Source organism: Streptomyces sp. NPDC001194 (genome assembly GCF_042896985.1).
Lineage (GTDB): Bacteria > Actinomycetota > Actinomycetes > Streptomycetales > Streptomycetaceae > Streptomyces.
The window spans coordinates 68153-91763 of record NZ_JBIAXU010000013.1 but is presented as its reverse complement, the minus strand read 5'-3'; the positions used below and the strand labels follow the sequence as shown (position 1 = coordinate 91763).

At 73.2% G+C, this 23611-nt stretch carries 24 protein-coding genes and 1 tRNA gene; 11 read left to right on the top strand and 14 right to left on the bottom strand.

Features of this window, described 5'->3' with window-relative positions; all coding sequences use genetic code 11:
* Positions 1-29: 29 nt before the first annotated feature.
* Complete coding sequence (locus ACFY1T_RS24165) at positions 30-545, top strand: GNAT family N-acetyltransferase (protein ID WP_390790003.1); 516 nt, start codon at positions 30-32, stop codon at positions 543-545.
* Positions 546-668: 123 nt separating this feature from the next.
* Here ACFY1T_RS24165 and ACFY1T_RS24160 read toward each other — a convergent pair whose 3' ends face one another.
* Both ACFY1T_RS24160 and ACFY1T_RS24155 read right to left on the bottom strand, forming a co-directional pair.
* Complete coding sequence (locus tag ACFY1T_RS24160; protein WP_390790002.1) at positions 669-2093, bottom strand: M1 family metallopeptidase; 1425 nt, start codon at positions 2091-2093, stop codon at positions 669-671.
* Between the two features lie 42 nt (positions 2094-2135).
* A complete protein-coding gene (locus ACFY1T_RS24155) occupies positions 2136-2702 on the bottom strand; it encodes a heme-binding protein (protein ID WP_363125725.1) in 567 nt (188 codons plus the stop codon).
* 256 nt (positions 2703-2958) lie between these two features.
* Here ACFY1T_RS24155 and ACFY1T_RS24150 point away from each other — a divergent pair, with 256 nt between their 5' ends.
* From ACFY1T_RS24150 to ACFY1T_RS24135, 4 genes are all read left to right on the top strand, one after another.
* Positions 2959-4170, top strand: coding sequence for a sensor histidine kinase (locus tag ACFY1T_RS24150; protein WP_390790001.1), 1212 nt, complete (start codon positions 2959-2961; stop codon positions 4168-4170).
* Complete coding sequence (locus ACFY1T_RS24145) at positions 4167-4808, top strand: response regulator (protein WP_030858579.1); 642 nt, start codon at positions 4167-4169, stop codon at positions 4806-4808. The genes ACFY1T_RS24150 and ACFY1T_RS24145 overlap by 4 nt, the downstream gene beginning before the upstream one ends.
* Positions 4809-5039: 231 nt before the next feature.
* Complete coding sequence (locus ACFY1T_RS24140) at positions 5040-6209, top strand: M4 family metallopeptidase (protein WP_390790000.1); 1170 nt, start codon at positions 5040-5042, stop codon at positions 6207-6209.
* Between the two features lie 82 nt (positions 6210-6291).
* Positions 6292-6795, top strand: coding sequence for a hypothetical protein (locus ACFY1T_RS24135; protein WP_390789999.1), 504 nt, complete (start codon positions 6292-6294; stop codon positions 6793-6795).
* 74 nt (positions 6796-6869) lie between these two features.
* Here the strand turns inward: ACFY1T_RS24135 and ACFY1T_RS24130 are convergent, their stop codons facing one another.
* The gene (locus ACFY1T_RS24130; RefSeq protein ID WP_390789998.1) at positions 6870-7547 is read right to left on the bottom strand and encodes a pentapeptide repeat-containing protein; all 678 of its coding nucleotides are present in this window, start codon (positions 7545-7547) and stop codon (positions 6870-6872) included.
* A 134-nt stretch (positions 7548-7681) separates the two neighbouring features.
* Here ACFY1T_RS24130 and ACFY1T_RS24125 point away from each other — a divergent pair, with 134 nt between their 5' ends.
* Together ACFY1T_RS24125 and ACFY1T_RS24120 are read left to right on the top strand one after the other, a co-directional pair.
* Positions 7682-8674, top strand: a complete 993-nt coding sequence (locus ACFY1T_RS24125; RefSeq protein ID WP_390790094.1) for a zinc-binding dehydrogenase — start codon at positions 7682-7684, stop codon at positions 8672-8674.
* Positions 8675-8753: 79 nt separating this feature from the next.
* Positions 8754-9257 (top strand): FBP domain-containing protein, encoded by a 504-nt coding sequence (locus tag ACFY1T_RS24120; protein WP_390789997.1) that lies wholly within the window; start codon positions 8754-8756, stop codon positions 9255-9257.
* A gap of 28 nt (positions 9258-9285) precedes the next feature.
* Here the strand turns inward: ACFY1T_RS24120 and ACFY1T_RS24115 are convergent, their stop codons facing one another.
* From ACFY1T_RS24115 to ACFY1T_RS24105, 3 genes are all read right to left on the bottom strand, one after another.
* A complete protein-coding gene (locus ACFY1T_RS24115; RefSeq protein ID WP_390789996.1) occupies positions 9286-9789 on the bottom strand; it encodes a GNAT family N-acetyltransferase in 504 nt (167 codons plus the stop codon).
* A gap of 72 nt (positions 9790-9861) precedes the next feature.
* Positions 9862-10755: an aminoglycoside phosphotransferase family protein gene (locus tag ACFY1T_RS24110; protein WP_390789995.1), complete on the bottom strand. Its 894-nt coding sequence runs from the start codon at positions 10753-10755 to the stop codon at positions 9862-9864.
* 5 nt (positions 10756-10760) lie between these two features.
* Positions 10761-11498, bottom strand: a complete 738-nt coding sequence (locus ACFY1T_RS24105) for a DsbA family protein (protein ID WP_390789994.1) — start codon at positions 11496-11498, stop codon at positions 10761-10763.
* Positions 11499-11652: 154 nt separating this feature from the next.
* Here ACFY1T_RS24105 and ACFY1T_RS24100 point away from each other — a divergent pair, with 154 nt between their 5' ends.
* Positions 11653-13032 carry an NAD(P)/FAD-dependent oxidoreductase gene (locus ACFY1T_RS24100; RefSeq protein WP_390789993.1) on the top strand — a complete coding sequence of 460 codons (1380 nt, stop codon included), beginning with the start codon at positions 11653-11655 and terminating at the stop codon, positions 13030-13032.
* 55 nt (positions 13033-13087) lie between these two features.
* Here ACFY1T_RS24100 and ACFY1T_RS24095 read toward each other — a convergent pair whose 3' ends face one another.
* Both ACFY1T_RS24095 and ACFY1T_RS24090 read right to left on the bottom strand, forming a co-directional pair.
* Positions 13088-13759 (bottom strand): histone deacetylase, encoded by a 672-nt coding sequence (locus tag ACFY1T_RS24095; RefSeq protein ID WP_390789992.1) that lies wholly within the window; start codon positions 13757-13759, stop codon positions 13088-13090.
* A 111-nt stretch (positions 13760-13870) separates the two neighbouring features.
* Positions 13871-13945, bottom strand: a tRNA-Thr gene (locus tag ACFY1T_RS24090).
* 223 nt (positions 13946-14168) lie between these two features.
* On the opposite strand from ACFY1T_RS24090, the gene ACFY1T_RS24085 reads away from it, so the two are divergent.
* From ACFY1T_RS24085 to ACFY1T_RS24075, 3 genes are all read left to right on the top strand, one after another.
* Entirely contained in the window at positions 14169-15257 is a 1089-nt protein-coding gene (locus ACFY1T_RS24085; RefSeq protein ID WP_030858599.1) for an ABC transporter ATP-binding protein, read from the top strand.
* Between the two features lie 179 nt (positions 15258-15436).
* Positions 15437-15850 carry a hypothetical protein gene (locus ACFY1T_RS24080; protein ID WP_390789991.1) on the top strand — a complete coding sequence of 138 codons (414 nt, stop codon included), beginning with the start codon at positions 15437-15439 and terminating at the stop codon, positions 15848-15850.
* A gap of 54 nt (positions 15851-15904) precedes the next feature.
* The gene (locus ACFY1T_RS24075) at positions 15905-16684 is read left to right on the top strand and encodes an NDP-sugar synthase (RefSeq protein WP_390789990.1); all 780 of its coding nucleotides are present in this window, start codon (positions 15905-15907) and stop codon (positions 16682-16684) included.
* Positions 16685-16787: 103 nt separating this feature from the next.
* Here ACFY1T_RS24075 and ACFY1T_RS24070 read toward each other — a convergent pair whose 3' ends face one another.
* From ACFY1T_RS24070 to ACFY1T_RS24045, 6 genes are all read right to left on the bottom strand, one after another.
* Positions 16788-18353 carry a DoxX family protein gene (locus ACFY1T_RS24070; protein ID WP_390789989.1) on the bottom strand — a complete coding sequence of 522 codons (1566 nt, stop codon included), beginning with the start codon at positions 18351-18353 and terminating at the stop codon, positions 16788-16790.
* A 158-nt stretch (positions 18354-18511) separates the two neighbouring features.
* Positions 18512-19483 carry a 23S rRNA (guanosine(2251)-2'-O)-methyltransferase RlmB gene (gene rlmB / locus ACFY1T_RS24065; protein ID WP_030300786.1) on the bottom strand — a complete coding sequence of 324 codons (972 nt, stop codon included), beginning with the start codon at positions 19481-19483 and terminating at the stop codon, positions 18512-18514.
* Positions 19484-19584: 101 nt separating this feature from the next.
* Positions 19585-20985: a cysteine--tRNA ligase gene (gene cysS, locus ACFY1T_RS24060; RefSeq protein ID WP_390789988.1), complete on the bottom strand. Its 1401-nt coding sequence runs from the start codon at positions 20983-20985 to the stop codon at positions 19585-19587.
* 88 nt (positions 20986-21073) lie between these two features.
* Entirely contained in the window at positions 21074-21583 is a 510-nt protein-coding gene (gene ispF, locus ACFY1T_RS24055; RefSeq protein ID WP_030858608.1) for a 2-C-methyl-D-erythritol 2,4-cyclodiphosphate synthase, read from the bottom strand.
* The gene (gene ispD, locus ACFY1T_RS24050) at positions 21573-22319 is read right to left on the bottom strand and encodes a 2-C-methyl-D-erythritol 4-phosphate cytidylyltransferase (RefSeq protein WP_390789987.1); all 747 of its coding nucleotides are present in this window, start codon (positions 22317-22319) and stop codon (positions 21573-21575) included. Before ispD ends, ispF begins: the two co-directional genes overlap by 11 nt.
* Positions 22320-22565: 246 nt before the next feature.
* Positions 22566-23048, bottom strand: a complete 483-nt coding sequence (locus tag ACFY1T_RS24045) for a CarD family transcriptional regulator (protein WP_003953493.1) — start codon at positions 23046-23048, stop codon at positions 22566-22568.
* Positions 23049-23611: the final 563 nt, after the last annotated feature.

The window sequence follows — 23611 nt, the reverse complement described above, 5'->3', positions numbered from 1 at the left end:
GGGGAGGGGGCTTCGCTACGGTTCGGCAGGTGATCCTGCAACCGCTCGTGCCCGTGGACGGCGCCCTGCCGGGCCCCGTCCTCACCGAGATCGCCGCGCTCTACGCGACCAACCACGCCTTCTTCGAGCTCAGCGGGGACTTCCCCGACCCACGCCGCATCACGGTCGAACAGGTCGCCGCGGCCCTCGCCGACGAACTCGCCCACGAAGGCGCCGAGGTGCTCCTGGCCCGCTCAGCCGGCCGGCTGGTCGGCGTGGCCGTCACCCTCGCGCACCACCCCGATCCGGCCGCCGGCGACCCCGACCCGTGGATCGGCCTGCTGCTCATCGACGCCACCGCGCACCGCGCGGGGTACGGGCGGGCCGTCGCGGGCCTCGTCGAGGACCGCTTCCGCGCCGCGGGGCGCAGCGGCGTACGGATCGCCGTACTCGACGGCAACGCGGCCGGCCTGGCGTTCTGGCGCTCCCGGGGCTACACCGCGCTGCGCCACGCCCGGGACCGCGAGCACGGCCGCGACTGCACCGTGATGCGCAAGGCCCTGTAGGGGGCGCGGGCGACGCGGCGGGCGGGCCCGTACGGACGCGGGCCGTACGGATGAGGCCCGTACGGACGCGGCCCGTACGGATGAGGCCCGTACGGACGGGGCTGCGGACGGCGCCCGTGCGGACTACTTCGGCCGGCCCTCCCCGTACAGCCAGACGTCCCAGACCTTCTTCAGGTCGTGCCCCGTCGACCGCTCCGCGTACGCCGTGAAGTCGGCCGTGCTCGCGTTCCCGTACTTGTGGTCCGTGGCCCAGCCGCGCAGCAGGGCGAAGAACTTCTCGTCGCCGACCTCCTGCCGGATCCGCTGGAGCACCATCGCGCCCCGCACGTACACCGGGGTCTCGGAGATGTCCTTGGCACTGGGCGGGGCGGCGGGCGGGAAGGCGGCCCAGTCGGAGCCGGCTGCCTTGTCCACCGCGGTGTCACCCGTGAGGAAGGCGTCGAAGTGCTGCTGGGCCGTGGTCCCGCCGTGGTCCTCGGACCACAGCCATTCGGCGTAGGTCGCGAAGCCCTCGTTGAGCCACATGTCCTTCCAGGACTTCGGCGACACCGAGTCGCCGAACCACTGGTGGGCCGTCTCGTGCAGGACGAGGTTCTCGTCGGGCGCGCCGGAGAAGACGGGTTTGGTCTGCGTCTCCAGCGCGTACGTGAGGGACTCGGCCGGCAGCACGATGGCCCCGGCGGTGCCGAAGGGATAGGGGCCGAACCGGCGGCTGCCCCACTCCACGATCTCCGGCAGCTTCGCCAGCGCCGGGGCACTGGCGGCCGCCTCGGCGGGCGCGACGGCCTCGTACAGGGCGACCCCGGAGGGGGTCCGGCCCGTGGTCACCTTGAACTTCCCGATCGCGGCGGTGGCCAGGTAGCTCGCCATCGGCTCCGGGCTGTGCCAGATGAACGCGGTCTGCCCGTCGGCGGTGTCGGTCCGGGAGGTCAACTCGCCGTTCGAGACCGCCTCGTAGCCCTTGGGCACGGTCAGGGTGATGTCGTACGTGGCCTTGTCGCTGGGGTGGTGGTTCCCGGGGAACCAGGCCATCGAGCCGATCGGCTCGCCGACCCCGACGGCCCCGTCGGCCGTGGCGATCCAGCCCTCCTCGGAGCCGTCCGCGTCCTCGATGGGCTTCGGCTTCCCGCGGTAGTCGATCTCCGTACGGAAGACCTCGCCCTTCTTGAGGTCCTTGGCGGGGCGCACCGTCAGCTCCCGGCCGGTCCGGTTGTACCGGGCGCCCTCGCCCTGCACGGTGACGCCCTCGACCTCCAGGCCGGCGAGGTCGAGGTTGAAGGAGCTGAGCCCCTGCTGCGCACGGGCGGTGATGACGGCGGTGGCGTTCAACTCCCCGCCGGCGGGGTCGTAGTCGAGGTCCAGGTCGTAGTGCTCGACCTGGTAGCCGCCGTTGCCGGCCTTGGGGAAGTACGGATCGCGCAGCCCGGACGCACCGGGCCGCCCCTGCACCGTGCCGGCCGTACACGCCGTGGTGAGGGCGAGCAGGGCGGCAGCGGCGGCTGCGGGGGCGGCGGAGGTGAGGCGGGAGAGAGCGCGGCGGTGATGCACGCGCCCGATCCTATGCGGGCCCGATGTCGTACTTCGGGCTGATTACTTCTCGAGGGAGTCGGCGCCGGCCTTGGCGTACTTCTCGTCCAGGTCGCCGGACGGGGCGCCGGCCACGCCGATGCCGGCGACCGGGGCGCCCTTGGCCTGCACCGGGGTGCCGCCGCCGAGGAAGAGGGTGCCGGGGATGTCCTTCAGGTTCGGGGTCTGGGCGAGGCGGCCCGCGAGCACGGAGGTCGGGGCGTTCCAGGACACGGCGGTGTAGGCCTTGCGCTGCGCCGACTCGTAGGACTGCGGGCCCGCGCCGTCGCCGCGCAGGGTGACGATGGTGTTGCCGTTGCGGTCCACGACCGCGACCGTCACCTTCTGGTTCTCCTTCTGCGCGGCGTCCAGCGCGGCCTGGGCGGCGCGGGTGGCGGCGTCGACGGTGAGGTGCGTCGTGGTGGTGAAGTTCTTCTCGTTCGCCCCGCCGTCCTTCTTCGCGGAGGCGGCGGCAGCGGCGGCCGGGGCCGTCTCGGCCTGCGCGGCGCTGGCGCTGACCGCGCCGAAGGTCCCGGCGCCGAGCGCGACGGCGAGGGCGGTACCGGTGAGAACGCGGGTGCGGGTGTTCATGTCTGCTGCTCCTGGGTGCATCGGCTGAGTACGTCGCGGCCGTCGGGTACGCCGGCTCGTCCTGCTGCTCCAAGCCTGGGGCCGCACCGGGCGCCGGCCCGTCCGCGTACCGGCTCGCGACGGCTGCCGCACCGGTTGACGCCGGGGTCAACCGATCGGTGGATGCGGGCGGGGTGCGGCTGCGGCTGGGATGGTCGGCGCCATCGCGTACGACCAGGCACGATGGAGGAGCCAGACACCGACCCGGGAGCCCGCCGTGAGCCACGTCAGCCGCGTACGTCCGCCGGCGCCGGGGACCGCGGGCGCCGCGGGTACGCCGGGGAAGGCGGACACGCGGACCCTGGCGGCCGTCATGCACACGGCCTTCTTCCTGCTGCTCGGCGCCTCGGTGGCCCGCTTCCTGCTGCGCCACCCCGGCTCGCCCGGCACCCCGTGGATCATCGCCCTCAGCATCGCGCTGGCCCTGCTGTACGTGCTCGGCCCCGCGCTCGGGGCCGCGCCCACCGTGCGGCGGCTGCTGTGGCTCGGGCTGGTGGTGGCGGTCTGGGTGGTCCTCGTCGTCCTGGCGCCCAGCTTCGCCTGGTGCGCCGTCCCGCTCTTCTTCACCGCCCTGCGCACCCTGCCGCCCCGCGCCGCGATCGTCCTGGTGGCCCTGCTGACCGTGTTCGTGGTGGCGGCCCAACTGAAGCTGTCGCGCGAGTTCGACCCGAACCTGCTGCTGGCCCCGCCCGCGATCGCGGCCCTGGCCACGGCCGTCTTCGTCCACATGGAGCGCCAGGCCGGGTCCCAGCGCGCGCTGATCGACGACCTGATCCGCACCCGCCGCGAGCTGGCCGCCACCGAGCGCCGCGAGGGCACCCTCGCCGAGCGGCAGCGGCTGTCGATGGAGATCCACGACACGCTCGCCCAGCACCTGTCCAGCCAGCAGATGCTGCTCCAGGCCGCGGACCGCACCTGGGACACCGACCCGGCCACCGCCCGCGCGCACGTGCGGACCGCCACCGGCATCGCGGCCCGCGGGCTGGCGGAGGCGCGGCGGCTGGTCCACGATCTGGCACCGCCGGAGCTCGAAGGGGGCGGCGGCCTCGCGGACGCGCTGCGCGCGCTCGACGCGGGCCCGGACATCGACGTCCGCTTCCACCTGGAGGGCGCGCCGGCCCCGCTCCCGGACCGGGTCCAGTCGGCGCTGCTGCGGATCGCGCAGGGCGCGCTGGCCAACGTACGGGAACACGCGCACGCCCGGACCGCGGCCCTGACCCTGAGCTTCCTGGGCGATCAGGTGGTCCTGGACGTCGCGGACGACGGCGCGGGCTTCACCGAGCCGCGGGAGGCGGCCGGCGACCGAGGCCACGGGCTCCCGGCGATGCGCGCCCGCGTCCGCCAGCTCGGCGGCACCCTGACCCTCGAATCCGCCCCCGGCGAGGGCACGGTCCTCTCCGCGGCCATCCCCCTGGAGCCCCCCGCATGACGACCGGACCCGCCCCGATGACGACGATCCTGCTCTGCGACGACCACGCGGTGGTCCGGGCCGGCCTGCTGGCGCTGCTCGGCAGCGCGCCCGACATCGAGGTCCTGGGCGAGGCGGGCAGCGGCGAGGAGGCCGTGGCCCTGGCGGCGAAGCTGCGCCCGGACGTGGTGCTCATGGACCTCCAGCTGGGCGAGGGCATCGACGGGGTGGAGGCCACCCGCCGCATCACGGCGGTGCCCGGGCCTCCGCACGTACTGGTGCTGACGACGTACGACACGGACGCGGACGTCACCCGGGCCATCGCGGCGGGCGCCACGGGGTACCTGCTGAAGGCCGAGCGCCCGGAGGAGCTGTTCGCCGCGATCCACTCGGCGGCGGCGGGCCGCACCACGCTGTCCCCGCCGGTGGCGAGCCGCGTCATGGCCCACATGCGGGGTTCGCGCCCGACGCTGACCGACCGCGAGCTGGACATCCTGGGCCAGCTGGCGCGGGGCCTGGGCAACCGGGACATCGCCAGGGCCCTGTTCATCAGCGAGGCCACGGTCAAGACCCACCTGGGCCGCATCTACGACAAGCTCGGCGTGGACACCCGGGCGGGCGCGGTCTCGGTGGCCAAGGAACAGCGCCTCCTGCCGTAGGGGGTGTCCGCGAAGCGGCGCCGTCCGTCCGGAGGGCGCGCCGTGCTCCGCACGACCCGGCCGGGGCGGGCCGCCGCCGCGCCGGCGGGGCGGGATCCGGACACCGGGCGGGGCGTGTTCGGACAACCGTGCCGGGATCCCCGGGAATCCTTGTCGTAGACCTGCCAAAGGCGCCCCCCGCCCTGCCACGCTCTCTCGCGCCGCCACCCCGGCCACCGCGAAGGAGCCCGAGTGACCCACCCCACGTCCTCTCGCCGCACCCGCCTCGCCGTCCTCCTCGGGACGGCCGCCGTCCTGACGGCGACGGCGGTGACGGCCCCGGCGACGGCCGCGGCCGAGACCCCGTACGGAACCGCCGGAACCGCCGGAACCGCCGGAACCGCCGTGACCGGCGTCGGGACGGGAATCGGACCCGGCCCCGGCGCCGCCGCCGGCACGGGCCACGGCCAGCACGCCGGCACCGTCCCCCTCGGCACCTACTTCACCGGCAGCGCCTACCAGCTCCGCGACCCCGGCCGCGGCAACCAGCGCACCCTCGACGCCATGAACCAGACCGGCGGCGGCACCCTCTTCACCGACCCCGACAACGACTGGGGCGGCACCGGCACCCCCGCCAACCGGCAGTCCGCGGGCGTGGACGCCCACTACGCCACCGCCGTCACCTGGGACTTCTACAAGGGCGTCCTCGGCCGCAACGGCATCCGCGGCGACGGCACCGGCATCACCTCGCGCGTGCACTACGGCAGCAACAACCCCAACGCCTTCTTCGACCCGAGCTGCTTCTGCGCCAACTACGGCGACGACCCCGTCACCGGCAAGACCCTCGCCACCCTCGACATCGTCGGCCACGAGCTCACCCACGGCGTCATCGCCTCCACCGCCGGCCTCGGCTCCGCCGGCGAGCCGGGCGGCCTGGGTGAAGGCTCCGCCGACATCCTCGGCACCGCGATCGAGTTCTTCGCCGACAACGCCACCGACGTCGGGGACTACTTCATCGGCGAGCGCGTCTTCGCCGACGGCCCCCTGCGCCGCATGGACCACCCCAGCCTCGACGGCCACTCCCGCGACTACTGGTCACGCGACATCGGCACGCTGGACGCGTACGCCGCCTCCGGGCCCGCCCGGCACTTCTTCTACCTCCTCGCAGAGGGCAGCGGCCCCAAGGAGATCAACAAGATCGCGTACGACTCGCCCACGTACGACGGCTCGAAGCTGCTCGGCATCGGCCGGGACAAGGCCGTCCGCATCTGGTACCGGGCCCTGAGCACCTACATGACCTCCACCACCAACTACGCCCGCGCCCGCACCGCCACCCTCATGGCCGCCGCCGACCTCTACGGGCCGGCCAGTGTGGAGTACGGGCGCGTCGCCGCCGCCTGGACCGCCGTCAACGTCCGCTGACGCGGCGGGACGGCCACCGCCGGGAGGGGGACCGCCGCGCACCGGTAACACCATCGGGCCGCACCGTGACACCATCGGGTACGTGCTCGACATCGGCTACTCCCTCTCCCGGCGCTTCCCGGACCCCCCGCAGACCGACTACCGCTCGGCGGACGTCCACTCCCTGCGCCACGACCTGTTCTGCGGGGACGTCTACCTCGCCGACACCGTCAAGGACCGGGAAGTGTCCACAGCCTGGGGATGGGTTCCCGTACTGGACTTCGCCTGGGCGCTCTGCGACATCGTCGAGCAGCTCGACCAGGACCCGCGCGGCAGCCGCTCGGCCAACCGGCAGTACGCCGAACTCGACTTCACCGAGTCCACCGACCGCATGCTCTTCGAGCGGCGCTTCGGCTGGGTGGACATCGAGGCCGACTGGATGCCGGCGGAGGAGGAACCGCTGACCTTCAGCCACCGCCTGCTGCGCCGCGAGGCCCGCGACTTCCTTCACGACGTGATCGCGGACCTGACCGACATGCACGACGCCCTCGCCGACAACCCGACCATCTGGACCCTCCAGTCCCGCTTCCCCCGCGTCCCGGCGTAGACCGGACCGGACAGGAGCGGGCCGGACAGGAGCGGGCCCGCCGGGAGGCGGCCGGACGCGCGCCCGCCGTGAGGCTACGAGAGCACGCGGATGCCCAGCTGGGCCGCGAGGGCCGGGGCCAGGTCGAAGAGCTGGGGCGGGCTGATCACCGCGCCGGACAGCGCTTCCACCCCGCGCGCGATGTCCAGCTCCGCGGCCCCCCGCAGGTCCACGTCGGCCATCCGCGCCCCCGTGAAATCGGCCCCCCGCAGCGCGCATCCGCGGAACTCCACGCGCTCCAGCACCGCGCCCGCGAAGTCCGCCTCCACCAGCACGCACCCGTCGAAGACCACGTCCTTGAGCCGCGCCTTCCGCAGGTTCAGATAGTCGATCTTGCCGCCGCGGAACACCACCCGCTCCAGCACGGCCCCGTGCAGCTGCACGCCGCCGAGCCGCGCCTCCACCAGCTCCACGTCCCGCAGCGAAGCCCCGGACAGGTCCGTCCCCACCCCCCGGACCCCCTCCAGTACCGAGTCCAGGATCCGGGCCTTGGCCAGCCCCGTCCCGTCCAGCGCGCACCGCCGCAGCGCGCAGTCCATGAACCGGGCCCCGATCCCCTCCTGCCCCGTCAGATCCAGGTCCGCGAACTCCAGCCCGTCGTAGTCCCCGTCGGGCTCCAGCTCACCGCCCTCCCACGCGCCCAGCTCCGGCAGCCGCACCTCCGGCCGCCGTGCCGCCTTCACCGTCTCCCGCCGCTGTCCCTTGGCTGCCATCCCCCCATCGTCCCCCGCCCCACCGACAACGCCCGCCGGAGCCTTGACCTCAACCGCACTTGAGGTCGGAGCCTGTGGCCATGGACACCACGCAGACCTTGCAGACCGCGCAGAGCCCGCAGAGCCCGCAGACGATGCGCGCCATCCGTCTCCACGCCTTCGGCCCCGCCGGGAACCTCACCCCCGAGCGCGCCGAAACCCCCGTCCCCGCCGCCGGCCAGGTCCGCATCGCCGTGGCCGCCGCCGGGGTCCACCTCCTCGACACCGCCCTGCGCCAGGGCGTGCCGAGCCCCGTCCACGCCCTCCCCGAGCTCCCGACGATCCCCGGCCGCGAGGTCGCCGGCACCGTCGACGCCCTCGGCCCCGGCACCGACCCCGCCTGGCTCGGCCGCCAGGTCGTCGTCCACCTCGGTTTCGCCCCCGGAGGCTACGCCGAGTACGCCGTCGCCGACGCCGACCGGCTGCACCCCGTACCGGCCGGCCTCGACCCCGCCCAGGCCGTCGCCATGATCGGCACCGGCCGCACCACCCTGGGGATCCTCCAGTTCGCCGACCTCGGTCCGGACTCCACCGTCCTCGTTCCCGCCGCCGCCGGCGGCATCGGCACCCTGCTCGTCCAGTACGCCCTGAACGCAGGCGCCACCGTCGTCGCCCTCGCCGGCGGCCCCGCCAAAACCGCCCTGGCCGCCGCGAACGGCGCCCACCTCGCCCTCGACTACACCGCCCCCGACTGGCCGGAGGCCGTACGCGAACGCCACCCGGCCGGCGCCACCGTCCTCTTCGACTCCGTCGGCGGCCCCATCGCCCGCGCCGCCCTCGACCTCCTCGCCCCCGGCGGCCTCCACCTCGTCTTCGGCTGGTCCGGCGGCCCCATTGCGCTCACCGACGCCGACCGCGCCCGCCTCGCCGCCCGCGGCGTCACCACCGAGAACGTCCTCGGCCCCGCCATGCTCCGGCGGGCCGGCGGCGAGAACCCCCTGCGCCTGCTCGAAACCCGCGCCCTCGCCGAGGCCGCCGCCAGCCGGCTCCGGCCCGCCCTCCAGCGCTATCCGCTCGCCGAGGCGGCCGCCGCCCACCACGCCCTGGAGACCCGCGCCACCACCGGCAAGGTCGTCCTCGAACCCTGACGGGCGCCGCCGACCGCGCCGGCCCCCGCCGGGAATACCGGATGACAGCGGCCCGTACCGCCACGTACCGTCCACCGACGTGGACCCGCTCACCGAAAAACAGATCCGTTCCTCCTTCGTGAACTGCACGAAGGGCGAGGCGGCACGCCTCAAGCTCCCGCTGGACTTCAGCGAACTCCCCTGGGAAGACCTCGACTTCCTCGGCTGGGTCGACCCCGGTGCACCCCTGCGCGCCCACCTCGTGCGCCAGGACGGCGACGGCACCCCCGTCGGCATCACCCTGCGCGTCCCGGGCACGAGCCGCACCAGCGCCCTCAAGTCCAGCGTCTGCCAGATCTGCCTCACCGGGCACGCCGCCTCCGGCGTCTCCCTCCTGGTCGCCCCCCTCGCCGGGGCCCGCGGCCGCGAGGGCAACACCGTCGGCGTCTACGTCTGCTCCGACCTCGCCTGCTCCCTCTACGTCCGGGGCAAGCGGCAGCCGAAGCTGCGGGCGGGCCGGTACGAGGAGACGCTCACGCTCGCCGAGAAGATCGAGCGCACCCGCGCCAACCTCGACTCCTTCACCGCGAAGATCACCGCCTGACCACGCATCCCGGCCCGGCGCAGCGCCCTCAGCCCCGCGCCGGGCCGGGTGCCGCGTCCGGCCCCGAGCCGAGCCGCCTCAGCGCGTCGTCCGTCAGCCGGTACACGGACCACTCGTCCTGCGGCCGCGCCCCCAGCGCCTCGTAGAACGCGATCGTCGGCGCGTTCCACTTCAACACCGCCCACTCCAGGCGCTCGTACCCGCGCTCCACACAGATCCGCGCGAGCTCCGTCAGCAGTGCCTTCCCGTACCCGCCGCCGCGCGCGCCGGGCCGTACGTACAGGTCCTCCAGGTAGATCCCGTGCACCCCGCGCCACGTCGAGAAGTTCAGGAACCAGACCGCGAACCCGACGGCCTCCCCGTCCCGCGTCTGCGCGATGTGCGCGAACGCCGCCGGCCGCTCCCCGAACAGCGCCTCCCGCAACTGCTCCTGCGTGGCCCGCGCCTCGTGCGGCACCTTCTCGTACTCCGCGAGCTCGCGGATCATGGCGTGGATGACGGGGACGTCTTCGACGACAGCGCTACGGATCATCCCGGCAGCCTAGGGGGGCCGTGTCCGCGAAGTCCCGCCTGCCCCGCCCTCCGGGCGACGGCTTCCGCACCGTCACCGGCGGCCCAGCAGGACCTCCGCCAGCAGCAGTTGCTCCTCGTCGAGCCCCTCCTCCCCCTCCTCCAGGTCCCACAGGCAGTTCTGCAGCACCCGGCCGAGCGTCCACGCGCGGGCCCGGTCCCGGTCCAGGGCGAGCGCTGCCGTCAGGGCGTCGAAACGCCACCGCACCTCGTCCACCGCGAACTCGTTCCGGATCGCCGGCAGCAGTTCGAAACCCGGATCGCCCGCCAGCGGCTTCGGGTCGATCACCAGCCACGGCTCCCGCCCGCCCGCCAGGACGTTGCCGTAGTGCAGATCCCAGTGCAGCAAGCGGTCCCCCGGCTCGCCCGCCACCTCCGCCAGCGCCGCCGCACAGTCCGCCACCAGCCCACGCGCCCGCCCCGGCGCCAGCCGCTCCAGCGCAGCCGGTACGCAATCCAGCATGTCCGCGGCCACACCCCCGAGCCCCCGCACCCCGGCCGGAGCCCGCACCTGCGTGAGCCGCGCCAGCAACTCCCCCACCACCCGTACCGCCCGGCGCGCGTCCCGCTCCGCCAGCTCCGACAGCGGCCGCCGCTCGTCGAGCCGCTCCAGCAGCAGCGCGCCGGTCGCCGCGTCGTGCGCCAACAGCCTTACGCTGCCCCGCCCGTCCCACGCGCGGAGCGCGAGCGGCTCCCCGGCGCTCTCCTCGTCCACCCGCCCCAGTTTCAGCACGGCCGCCGACCCGTCCGACCGCTCCACCGGCAGCACCAGGGCCGTCACCCCGTGCATCCCGGGCCCGGTGCGCCGCAGGTCCCACCGCTCCAGGAACTCCGCCGCCCGCGCGGGCAGCGCGGCGATGAACTCCCGCCCCGCGTCGCCCTCGTACCCGATCTGCGCCCGCACCAGCCCGTCCGGAATCTCCACCATGGGAGCTAGGCTGCCGCACCGCCGATACCGACGGCCCTCAGCGCCTCCGTGAACGCCTCCGCGTCGAACATCGCCCCGTCCCCGGACCCCACGGGCCGGCCGTCCACCAGCACCATCGGCGTGCCCCGCGCCCCCGTCGCCTCGAACGCCCTCTCCGCGTCGCCGGCCCACCCCTTGTACGTCTGCTCGGCGACCGCCCGGTCGAAGGCCTCCCCGCGCAGCCCCGGCACCTCCGCCGCGATCGCCAGCAGATGCCCGTCCGTGAGCCTCGCCTTCGGCCGGCTCGCGAACACCATCGCCCGGTACTCGGTGAACTTCCCCGCATCCACCGAGGCCCGCAGCGCGTTCACCGCCCGCACCGAACCGCCGGCCCCGCCCCGGTCCAGGAACGACGCCAGCAGGTACTCGACCTTCACCTTTCCCCCGGCGGCCAGCTTCAGCAGCGCCTCACCGCCCGTCCCCTCGAACTTCGCGCAGTACCCGCACTGCGGATCCACCAGCACCTGCGCCGTGCGCGGAGCCGCCGGGTCCCCCACCACGATCTTCGCCCCGTCGACGCGGGCGGGCAGATTCGCCGGCCGACCGGTGACCGGGCCCGTCAGCACCTCCCCGGCGCCCGCTCCGGCACCGGCCCCCGTGCCCGACCCCGCGCCGCAGCCGGCCGCCGCCCCGGCGAGCAGGGCCGCCGCCACGACCGCCCCGACGACACGCCCCGCGCGCCCTGTCCTCCGTACGTCCACCACGAACCAAACCTCTCGCAACCGGCACAAAACACCCCACCGGCATCTTATGGACCCCGCCACCCCCGCCACATCGGCCAAAAGGCCACCCCTCCCACCCCAAAACCCGGCATCCGGTACCTGGACACCCGTCCGGAACGCCCTGTACCAACTCCCCATGACGATCAACGGCGGCATCTCCTTCTGGTACGCGACGGATCAGAGCGCCCAGCAGCCACCCCGCGCCCCCCTCACCGGCCACGCCACGGCCGACGTCGTCATCGTCGGCGGCGGCTACACCGGCCTGTGGACCGCGTACTACCTCAAGACCGCCGCCCCCGACCTCCGCGTCACCGTCCTGGAGCAGAAGTTCTGCGGCTACGGGGCCTCCGGCCGCAACGGCGGCTGGCTCTACAACGGGATCGCCGGCCGCGACCGCTACGCCGGACTCCACGGCCACCAGGCCGCGCTCCGCCTCCAGCAGGCCATGAACGAGACCGTCACCGAGGTCGTCGACGTGGCCGCCAAGGAATCCATCGAAGCCGACATCCACCGCGGCGGCGTCCTCGAAGTCGCCCGCACCCCCGCCCAGCTCAGCCGCCTGAAGGCCTTCCACACCGCCGAACTCGCCTTCGGCGAGACCGACCGCGAGCTCTACGACGCCACCGACACCCGCGCCCGCATCGACGTCGCCGACGCGGTCGGCGCCTCCTGGACCCCGCACGGCGCCCGCATCCACCCGCTGAAGCTGGTCAAGGGCCTGGCCGCCGCCTGCGAACGGCTCGGCGTGGTCATCCACGAGTCCACGCCCGTCACGGAGATCGCCCCCCGCCGGGCCGTCACCCCCTACGGCACGGTCCGCGCCCCGTACGTCCTGCGCTGCACCGAGGGCTTCACCGCCGCGCTCAAGGGCCAGAAGCGCTCGTGGCTCCCGATGAACTCCTCGATGATCGCCACGGCCCCGCTGCCGCCCGGGACGTGGGCGCGCATCGGCTGGTCGGACGCCTGCACCCTCGGCGACATGGCCCACGCCTACATGTACGCCCAGCGCACCGCGGACGACCGCATCGCGATCGGCGGCCGGGGCGTCCCGTACCGCTTCGGCTCCCGGACGGACACCGACGGCACCACGCAGCGATCGACGATCACGTCCCTCACGAACCTCCTCACCTCCTTCTTCCCGGTGCTCACCGGAGTGGAGATCACCCACGCCTGGTCGGGCGTCCTGGGCGTCCCCCGCGACTGGTGCGCCACGGTCACCCTGGACCGCACGACGGGCCTCGGCTGGGCCGGCGGCTACGTCGGCTCGGGCGTGGCCACTTCGAACCTCGCGGCCCGCACGCTGCGCGACCTGGTCCTGGGCGACTCCACGGACCTCACCGCCCTCCCCTGGGTCAACCACCGCGTCCGCCGCTGGGAGCCGGAACCCTTCCGCTGGCTCGGCGTCCAGGCCCTCTACGCGGCCTACCGCGAAGCGGACCGCCGCGAGTCGGCCACCCACGCCCCCACCACGACCCCCCTGGCCCGCCTGGCCGACCGCATCTCGGGCCGCCACTGACCCGAACCCGCCGAAGGCCCCGGCCGAGTGGCCGGGGCCTTCGGCGGGCCCGTCGTCACCGGCCGGTGCCGGCGGTGAGCAGCCCCAGCACCTGCCGGGCCGTCCAGTTGCCCGCGGCGCCCGGGCAGGAGGCCAGGTAGTCGGCGATGTCCCGCTCCTCCCAGGGGCCCGATTCCAGGAGTCCGCCGGCCAGGTACCGCAGGTACGCCGCGGACGGCATGAGCACGTCCACGTCCTGGAGCGTCCACGGCGCAGTGAAGGTCAGCACGGGGATTCCCTCGATCGTGCCCGGGCAGATCAGGGTCTCGTACCGTCCCGGCCCGACCTCGTGGCGGCCCTCCCGGAGAACCGTCGTCAGGTCGAGGTCGGCCCCGGGCTCCTCGTACATCTCCTGTGCGGCGATGTCGGACATCTGGCCGACGGTGACCAGGTGCGCGCGTCCGCGCACACGGCCCGGGGCGGTCGGGTCGTAGAACCCGCGTCCTCCCGTCCACACGGGGGACTCGGTCGCGAAGTAGAGGCGGCCGGCCAACTCCACCGCGAGGGACCGCTCCGGCGCCCGCCGGTCCCGGCAGCCCGGATACGTCCGCCCGGCGCCGACGGGCGTGCCTCCCGCGATGTACGCGGCAAGGCGGTCCATGTGCATGTTGGACGCGTACGAGGCGTACCAGACCCGTTCGGGGGCGGGGAGCGCTCCGTCGAGCGGCATCGCCGTGTGCACGGTCATGCGCGTTTCCTCGGGAGGGGGGGTGAGGGCACGGTCAGGGCGGACTGCGGGCAGGATCCGCCGAAACGCGAAAGCCCGGCTCGGAGGAGATCCGGGCCGGGCCGTCGGCGGAGCCCCCTGTCGGATTCGAACCGACGACCTACGCATTACAAGTGCGTTGCTCTGGCCGGACTGAGCTAAGGAGGCGTAACCGCCCTCACTTTACACAGCGGCCGATCCCCCGGGCCATCACGTTGTGCCGCCCTCGGGTGGTCGGCGGACGGGTCCGGGAGAGGCGGAAGTCACGGGGCTGCGGGTACTGACAGGGACGGGGTACGACGGGTAGCGTCGGGCGGAGTCCTCCTTACTGGACTAGACCTTCCACTCGGATCGTCCGGCACGTTCCTGCCGGTAGAAGGGATTCACCACCATGGCTTCTGTCACCTTCGACAAGGCGACCCGGCTGTACCCCGGCGGCGACAAGCCCGCCGTCGACGAGCTGGAGCTGCACATCGAGGACGGCGAGTTCCTCGTCCTCGTCGGCCCCTCCGGCTGCGGCAAGTCCACCTCGCTGCGCATGCTCGCCGGCCTGGAGGACGTCAACGGCGGCGCCATCCGCATCGGCGACCGCGACGTCACGCACCTGCCGCCCAAGGACCGGGACATCGCGATGGTGTTCCAGAACTACGCGCTCTACCCGCACATGACCGTCGCCGACAACATGGGCTTCGCGCTCAAGATCGCCGGCGAGGACAAGGCGACCATCCGCAGGAAGGTCGAGGACGCGGCGAAGATGCTCGACCTCACCCAGTACCTCGACCGCAAGCCGAAGGCGCTCTCCGGCGGCCAGCGCCAGCGCGTCGCCATGGGCCGCGCCATCGTGCGCAAGCCGCAGGTGTTCCTCATGGACGAGCCGCTGTCGAACCTCGACGCCAAGCTGCGCGTGTCCACCCGTACCCAGATCGCCGCGCTCCAGCGCGACCTCGGGATCACCACCGTCTACGTCACCCACGACCAGGTCGAGGCCATGACGATGGGCGACCGCGTCGCGGTCCTCAAGGACGGTCTGCTCCAGCAGGTCGACACCCCGCGCAACATGTACGACCGCCCGGCCAACCTCTTCGTCGCCGGCTTCATCGGCTCCCCGGCCATGAACCTGGTCGAGGTCCCGATCGCCGACGGCGGCGTGAAGTTCGGCGACAGCGTGGTCCCGGTGTCGCGCGAGGCGCTGTCCGCCGCCGCGGACGCGGGCGACCGCACCGTCACGGTCGGCGTGCGCCCCGAGCACTTCGACATCGGCACCGAGGGCGGCCTGACGATCACCGTCAACGTCGTCGAGGAGCTCGGCGCCGACGGCTACGTCTACGGCCGCACCACCGACGCCGAGGGCGCGCAGGACATCGTCGTGCGCGTGGGCGGCCGCCAGGTGCCCGAGAAGGGCTCGACGCTGCACGTGGTGCCGCGGGCCGACGAGATCCACGTCTTCTCGACCTCGTCGGGCGAGCGGCTCTCCGGCTGACCCAAGAGCGAGTACGGTCAGGGGCGTTCCTTCCGGGGAGCGCCCCTGACCGTCATCCGGGGCAGACCGGGCCATTCGGCCCCACCCGTCAACCCTTAATTCGAAAAGCCACGTCGAACAATCCCCCGACCGGGTGACTAAATGTCGCCAAATCTTCACCGAGCGCTACTCTCGCCCTCGTGACCCACTCTGCCCGCCGTATCGGCCGTTCCCTCGCCCTGGTCCTGCCCGTCGTCCTGGTCCTGTCCGGGACCCTCGCGGTCACCATGGTCCCCTGGGCGGACAACACGCCCTCCCAGATCCTGACCGCCTCCGCCGAGGACGTGTCCGTCCCCGCGAAGCCGCGCGCCGCGCAGGACGTGCTGCGCGACAAGCTGCTGGGCGAGCTCCAGCAGGGCGAGGCGCCGGGCGACGTACTGACCCACCTCCAGCAGGAAGTGGACCGGCGCCCGTCGCTGGCCGAGCACTGCGTGGGGATCGCGCGGGCACTGGGCCGCGCCGCCGTGGACGTGTACGGCCCGACGAAGGCCCAGTCCTTCGCGCGCCCCGTCTGTGACACCGCGTACGCGACCGGCGTCGCCTCGATGGGCTGACGGCTTACGGGCGTCGCCGTTCTCCCCCGCGCCGGGGCCTCTACCCTGACGGCCATGACCGACGCACCCCCCGTGTCCCGCTCCTCCGTTTCCGCGGCCGCGTACCCGGCCTCCCTCGTCCAGGCGCCCGTTCAGGCGGTGGTCCTGGCGGGCGGCCAGGGTTCGCGGCTGCGTCCGTATACGGACGACCGGCCGAAGCCGATGGTGGAGATCCCGGGGACCGGGGTGCCGATCATCGGGCACCAGCTGGCCTGGCTGGCGGCCGAGGGCGTGACGGACGCCGTGGTGTCGTGCGGGCATCTCGCGGAGGTGCTCCAGGACTGGCTGGCCGAGGCGGACCTGCCGCTGCGGGTGACCACGGTGGTGGAGGAGGAGCCGCTGGGGCGCGGCGGCGGGCTGAAGTACGCGGCCCGTCACCTGCCGTACCCGGAGCGGCCCTGGTACGCGACGAACGGGGACATCTGGACGCGGTTCTCGCTGCGCGAGATGGCGGAGTTCCACGCCGAGCGCGGGGCGACGGCGACGCTGGCGCTGGCCCGGCCGCGGATCCCGTGGGGGGCGGTGGAGACCAACGAGTTCGGCCAGGTGCTGGACTTCATCGAGTCGCCGCCGTCGCCGTACCTGATCAACGCGGGCGTGTACGTCTTCGGCCCCGAATTCGCGGCGCTGCTGCCGGACTTGGGCGACCACGAGCGTACGACGTTCCCGCGGCTGGCCCGGGAGCGGCGGCTGGCGGGCTTCCCGTTGCCGCAGGGGGCCTACTGGCGGGCCATCGACACGGCGAAGGACCTCACCGAGGCGGCGCGGGAGTTGGCCGCCCAGAGCGGCTCCTGAGGCCCCGCGCGGCGGCGCCGTACGGAACCGGAGAGGGGCCCGGCGGAACACGCGGAGGGGCCCGGCACGCCGTGTGCGCGCCGGGCCCCTCCGCGTTCCGTCGTCAGCCGAGGAGGCCTCCGACCAGTCCGGGCTTCTTCGGGGCCGTATCCCCGCCGCCGCTGCCGCTTCCTCCGCTGCCGGAGCTGGAGGACGGCGGCTTCGGGGTGGACTGCTTGGGCGAGCTGCCCGTCTTCTGCCCGCTGCCGGAGCCGCGGGTCGCCGTCGGCGACTGCGAGCCGGTGCCGGCGGTCGCCTTGGCGGTGGCACCGGTGGAGCCGCGGCCGGACTTGGCGGCGGGCGCCGACGCGCTGGCGCTGGGCTCGGCCGCCTTGGAGGGCTGCTGGGTGGCGGACTGCTGCTGCCGCGGCTGCTGCTTGCCGGCCGGGGGCTGCGGGAGCGGGGAGCCCGGCAGGTAGTTGCTGGGGGCCTCGCCGGGTCCGGGGACGGTGACCACGGTGGTGGAGCGGACGGCGCCGCCGAGGAGCGAGCCGATGAGCAGGGTGAGTCCGCAGACGACGGTGGCCATGATGGTTCCGCGGCGCAGGACGCGCCGGCGCAGCCGCCAGATCTCGGAGCGCGGCCCGAGGGTGCGCCAGGCCTCGCCGGCGAGGCGCCCGTCGAGGGAGTAGACGGGGGCGCCGGCGATGATCAGCGGGCTCCAGGCGGCCAGGTAGATGATGTCGGGGGCGTCGTACGCGGGGACGGTCTTCCAGCTCACCGTCATCAGCAGCGCGGCGGACAGCAGGGCGCCGATGCAGGCGGCGAACCGCTGCCACAGGCCCAGGACGGTCAGCACGCCGACGATGACCTGGAGGAAGGCCACGCTGAGCCCGGCCCCGACGGGGTGGGCGAGCGCGAAGTCGCGCAGGGGTTCGGCGAGCGCCCAGGGGTGCAGGGTGCGCAGCCACGTGACCATGGAGCCGCGTTCGCCGCCGTCGAAGTAGACGGGGTCGCACAGCTTGCCCATGCCGGCGTAGATGCAGATGAAGCCGAGGAAGACGCGCAGCGGGAGCAGCACGACGCCGAGGTTCATCCGGCGGCCGGGGTAGTACGAGGCCTGGCCGCGGGTGTCGGAGGGGGCGCGGCGGGATTCGGTGCCGGGCCCGCCGTCGAGGCCGTCGTACGGTCCGCCGTACCGGGGGTCGTACGGCAGGTCGCGTACGGCGGCCAGCGGACGGGTCTCGTCCGGGTCCCCGTACGTGCGCTGGCCGATGACGGTCGGCGTGGCCAGCGTGTCCTCGGCCAGGTCGTGGGCGAGGTCGACGCGGGGGATGGTCTGGGTGGCGCCGCCGTCCCCGTCGTCGAAGCCGCCGTGTCCGCGCCCGTGTTCGCGTACGGCCTGGAGGAGTCCGCCCATGGCTGCGGTGTCGCCGGGTGCGGACTTGCCGCTCCAGACGACGGGGGCCCGGCGGCGGCCGGCGCCGGCAGCGGCGGCGACCACGGCGCCGCCGAGGACGGGCACGCGGCCGGGGGCGTTCGCGGGCTTGGAACGCGCGCTCGGGCTCGGTGCGAGCCGCACGCGGAAGCTGGCGTGGTTGACGATGACCTGTGCGGGATCGCACGGCACCTTGACCATGCTCAGCGCGGGCTGGTCGTCGAACCCTGACGTTCTGGTGTCCACACTCATCTAACCGAGTGATCAGTGTTTAGGACACTGCCTTGACAGCAGGGATGTGTCCGAGACCCGTCAAGATCAAGCCACCCCGCCCGAAACGGGCGGGGTGGCACGCTCACGGGTCACGTTCCATGAGCCAAGTGGATCAAGGCGGCGGGGCCGCCCGGGGGTCAGACGCGGCCGCGCGTGGCCCGGCGGCGGGCCGCCTCGTAGAGCACGACGCCCGCGGCGACACCGGCGTTGAGCGACTCGGCGCCACCCGGCATCGGGATGCGGACGAGGTAGTCGCAGTTCTCGCCGACGAGGCGGCCGAGGCCCTTGCCCTCGGAACCGACGACGATGACGACGGGACCGCCGAGCGCCTCCAGGTCCTGCACCTCGTGCGTGCCCTCGGCGGCGAGGCCGACGATGGCGATGCCGGCCTTCTTGAAGTCCTGGAGGGCGCGGGTCAGGTTGGTGACGCGGGAGACCGGGGTGCGGGCCGCGGTGCCGGCCGAGCTCTTCCAGGCACCGGCGGTCATGCCGGCGGCGCGGCGCTCGGGGATGACCACGCCGTGGCCGCCGAAGGCGGAGACGGAGCGGACGATCGCGCCGAGGTTGCGGGGGTCGGTGACCCCGTCGAGGGCGACGATCAGCGGGTCGTCGCCCTCGTCGTACGCGGCGGAGGTGAGGTCCTCCGGGTGCGCGTACTCGTACGGCGGGACCTGGAGGACCAGGCCCTGGTGGTTGAGCCCGTTGGTCATGCGGTCGAGCTCGGGGCGCGGGGCTTCCATCAGGTTGATGTTGCCGCGCTCGCCGGCGAGCTGGAGGGCCTCGCGGACGCGCTCGTCGTTGTCGATGAACTGCTGCACGTAGAGGGTGGTGGCGGGGACGCCGTCGCGCAGGGCCTCGAAGACCGGGTTGCGGCCGACGACCATCTCGCTGGTGCCCTTGGGCCCGCCGCGGCGCGGGGCCGGACGGCGCTTGGCGGCCTGCCGGGCCATGGCGTTGCTGATGCGGTTGGCCTTGTGCTTCTTGCGGTCCTCGGCCTTGGGCGTGGGGCCCTTGCCTTCGAGGCCCTTGCGCCGCTGGCCACCGCTGCCGACCGTGGCGCCCTTCTTGTTGGACGTGCGGCGGTTCCTGCGCTGGCTGTTCCCGGCCATGACCTCTACCTGTTTTCGTTGATGCTGCGATATGTACGTATGAAGAGTGTGCCGCCCGGGAGGCCGGGCGGCACAGTCGGACTGCTCCGGGCGGCGGCGCCTCAGCGCGGGCCGAGCGACCAGCGCGGTCCCGTGGGGCCGTCCTCGATGACCAGGCCCGACTGCTGGAGCTGGTCGCGGATGGCGTCGGCGGTCGCCCAGTCCTTGCGGGCGCGGGCGGACTCGCGCTGCTCCAGGACGAGGCGCACGAGCGTGTCGACGGCGCCGTGCAGGTCCTCGCCGCGGTCGGACTCACCGGCCCAGTGCGGGTCGAGGGGGTCCAGGCCGAGGACGCCGAGCATGGCGCGCACCTCTGCCAGCCGGGCGATGGCGGCGTCCTTGTCGTCGGCAGCGAGGGCGCTGTTGCCCTGGCGGACCGTGGTGTGGACGATGGCCAGCGCCTGCGGCACGCCCAGGTCGTCGTCCATGGCGTCGGCGAAGGCGGGCGGGACCTCGGCGGCAGGCTCGACCGTCTTGCCGGCCTTCTCGATGACGCGCTGGTAGAAGCCCTCGATCCGCGCGAACGCGGACTCGGCCTCGCGCAGCGACTCCTCGCTGTACTCGATCATCGAGCGGTAGTGCGGGGTGCCGAGGTAGTAGCGCAGGACGATCGGGCGCCAGGCCTTGACCATCTCGGAGACGAGCACCGAGTTGCCCAGGGACTTCGACATCTTCTCGCCGGACATGGTGACCCAGGCGTTGTGCACCCAGTACTGCGCGAACTCGTCGCCGAAGGCCTTGGCCTGGGCGATCTCGTTCTCGTGGTGCGGGAAGATCAGGTCGAGTCCGCCGCCGTGGATGTCGAAGGCGCTGCCGAGGTACTTGTGCGCCATCGCGGAGCATTCGAGGTGCCAGCCGGGACGGCCGCGGCCCCACGGGGTCTCCCAGTCGGGCTCGCCGGGCTTGGTGGCCTTCCACATGGCGAAGTCGCGGGGGTCGCGCTTGCCGGTGATGCCCTGCTCCGACGGCTGGCGCAGGTCGTCGATGTCCTGGTTGGACAGCTCCAGGTAGCCGGGGAACGAGCGCACGTCGAAGTAGACGCTGCCGTCGGCCTCGTACGCGTGGCCGCGCTCGATGAGCCCGCGCATCATCTCGATCATCTCGGGCACGTGGCCGGTGGCGCGCGGCTCGTACGTGGGCGGGAGGCAGCCCAGCGCGTCGTAGCCGTCGTTGAAGGCGCGCTCGTTCTCGTAGCCGATGGACCACCACGGGCGGCCCTGGTCCTCGGCCTTCGTGATGATCTTGTCGTCGATGTCGGTGACGTTGCGGATGAAGGTGACGTCGAGACCGCGGTACGCGAACCAGCGGCGCATGATGTCGAAGTTCAGGTAGGAGCGGACGTGCCCGATGTGCGGGGCCGCCTGCACGGTGGCGCCACAGAGGTAGATCGAGACGCAGCCCGGCGTGAGCGGGACGAAATCGCGGATCTGCCGGGCGCTGGTGTCGTACAGGCGAATAGTCACGGCATCCAGGGTAGTGGGCCTGTGGTAGTGCCCCGCGACCCTTTCGGGGGCGCGGGGAAGCTTTGTTGTGGAGTCGGTGCCCCCGGGGCTACGAATTCGTCCGGTACACCAGTGCGGTGGCGATGGCGGCGAGGCCTTCGGCCCGGCCGGTGAGGCCGAGGCCGTCGGTGGTGGTGCCGGAGACGGAGACGGGGGCTCCGGCCGCCGCGGAGAGCGTCTTCTGCGCCTCTTCGCGCCGCTTGCCGATCTTCGGGCGCACGCCGATCACCTGGACGGCGATGTTGCCGATCTCGAAGCCCTCGGCGCGGACGATGCGGGCGGCCTCCGCCAGCAGGGTGACGCCGGCGGCGCCGGACCACTCGGGGCGTGAGGTGCCGAAGTGCGCGCCGAGGTCGCCGACTCCGGCCGCGGAGAAGAGGGCGTCGCAGGCCGCGTGGGCGGCGACGTCGCCGTCGGAGTGCCCGGCGAGGCCGTCCTCCCCCTCCCAGAGCAGCCCGGCGCACCAGAGCTCGCGCCCGGTCTCGAAGGCGTGCACGTCGGTGCCGATCCCGACGAGCGGGATCAGCGGGGCGGCGGAAGCGGCGGGGCTAGTAGGCATCGGTGGCCCTCCTGCGGGCGAGTACGGCCTCGGCGAGGACCAGGTCGAGCGGGCGGGTGACCTTGAAGGCCTCTTCGTGGCCGGGGACCACCATGACGGTGATGCCGAGCCGTTCCACCATTCCGGCGTCGTCCGTGGCGCCCTCGCCGTTGACGGCGATGGCCTCGTGCGCCCGTACGAGGGTCGCGAGGTCGAAGCCCTGCGGGGTCTGTACGGCGCGCAGCCGGGCCCGCTCGGGGGTGGCGACGACCGGCTCGGGCTCGCCGGGCCCGCCGGGCTCCACCTCCTTGACGGTGTCGGCCAGCGGCAGGGCCGGTACGACGGCGGGAGAGCCTTCGCGCACGGCCTCGACGACGGAGTCGACGGTGTCCACGGGGACGAGCGGGCGGGCCGCGTCGTGGATGAGGACGGAGGTGACGTCCGCGGGGAGCGCGGCGAGGCCTGCGCTCACGGATTCCTGGCGGGTCTCGCCGCCGGGGACGACCAGGATCTCGGTCCGGTCGGGCAGCGTGTGCTCGTCGACGAGCCGGCGCACCTCGGCGGCGCCGTCGGACGGGGCCACGACCACCACGAGGGACACGGCCCGGGAGCGGGCCATCGCGCGGACGGCGTGGATGAGCATGGGGGTGCCGCCGATGGCCCGCAGGGCCTTGGGGGCGCCGGGGCCGAGGCGTACCCCGCGGCCGGCGGCCGGGATCACCGCGGCGGTGCGGTGGGGGCGCGATTCGTCAGACATCAGTAGCTCCGAGCCAGGTTTGTGACTTCGGCCGACATGGGTATGGCCTGAAGGGTGCCGGGTGCGACGCCCTCGCCCCTTCCGTGACGACCGGTCGAGCAGGCTGTCAGGACCCGGCACGCCGGTGGAAAAAGTGCAGCAAAGGTGTGGGTACAGACATGCCGCAGCGCCCGGCAACAGCCCTCTCGTGGAGGAGAGGGCATGTCATCGGGCACCGCGGCACAACTGTGTGAAGGTTTTCCCGCGTCAGGACGCGAGAACCTCGTCGAGGAGGGCCTCGGCCTTGTCCTCGTTGGTGTTCTCCGCGAGCGCGAGCTCGCTCACCAGGATCTGGCGCGCCTTCGCGAGCATGCGCTTCTCGCCCGCGGAAAGCCCGCGCTCACGCTCACGACGCCACAGGTCACGCACCACTTCGGCGACCTTGATGACATCGCCAGAAGCGAGCTTCTCCAGATTTGCCTTGTAGCGCCGGGACCAGTTCGTCGGCTCTTCGGCATACGGTGCACGAAGCACCTCGAAGACCCGGTCCAGCCCGTCCTGGCCGACTACGTCGCGAACGCCGACGAACTCCGCATTGTCCGCAGGCACACGAACCGTCAGGTCGCCCTGGGCGACCTTGAGCACCAAGTAGGTCTTGTCCACGCCTTTGATCTGGCGAGTTTCGATGGCCTCGATCAGCGCGGCCCCGTGATGGGGATAGACCACGGTGTCGCCAACCTTGAACGTCATGTGACAGGTACCCCTTCCGTGGCTATCCAGGGTAACACGAGAACTGACTGTTATGAATGGCGTTTTCGCAGGTCAGGGCACATCTCGGGGCTTGACAACAGCGACACGAACGTGCTGCGAAGAGCTTCCGGAGGGGGGTATTCGCAGGTCGGAGGCGCTGTGCGGACCGGGCGAAACGGCCACGCTACACCCGCGCGCCGGTCGCAGCAGTGTGACGTACGTCCCGTTTTGCCGGTTTCGAAGCCGGGAAACCGAACTACTCCGTTCGACTGGCGACCACCCGTACGGGGCGGTTCAGGCCCAATCCGGAATTGATCACCGGGGGCCGTTCGAAGGAATCCCGGAATTGATCACCGTGGGCCCGGCGGGCGATATGCGGGCGGCACATGATCGGCAGATGAACGGCACGGGAAGTGCCGGGCGGAAGGGCCGGGGGAAGAGCGGCGCGAACCGCGGCGGAATGCAAGATCGCGGGGCCGGCGCATGGCGGCCCGTGCGCTGCGGAGGGTCGGGTGCGGGGGCGAGGCGGCGGCTCGGTAACCTAAGCGCGCTGACACACCCTT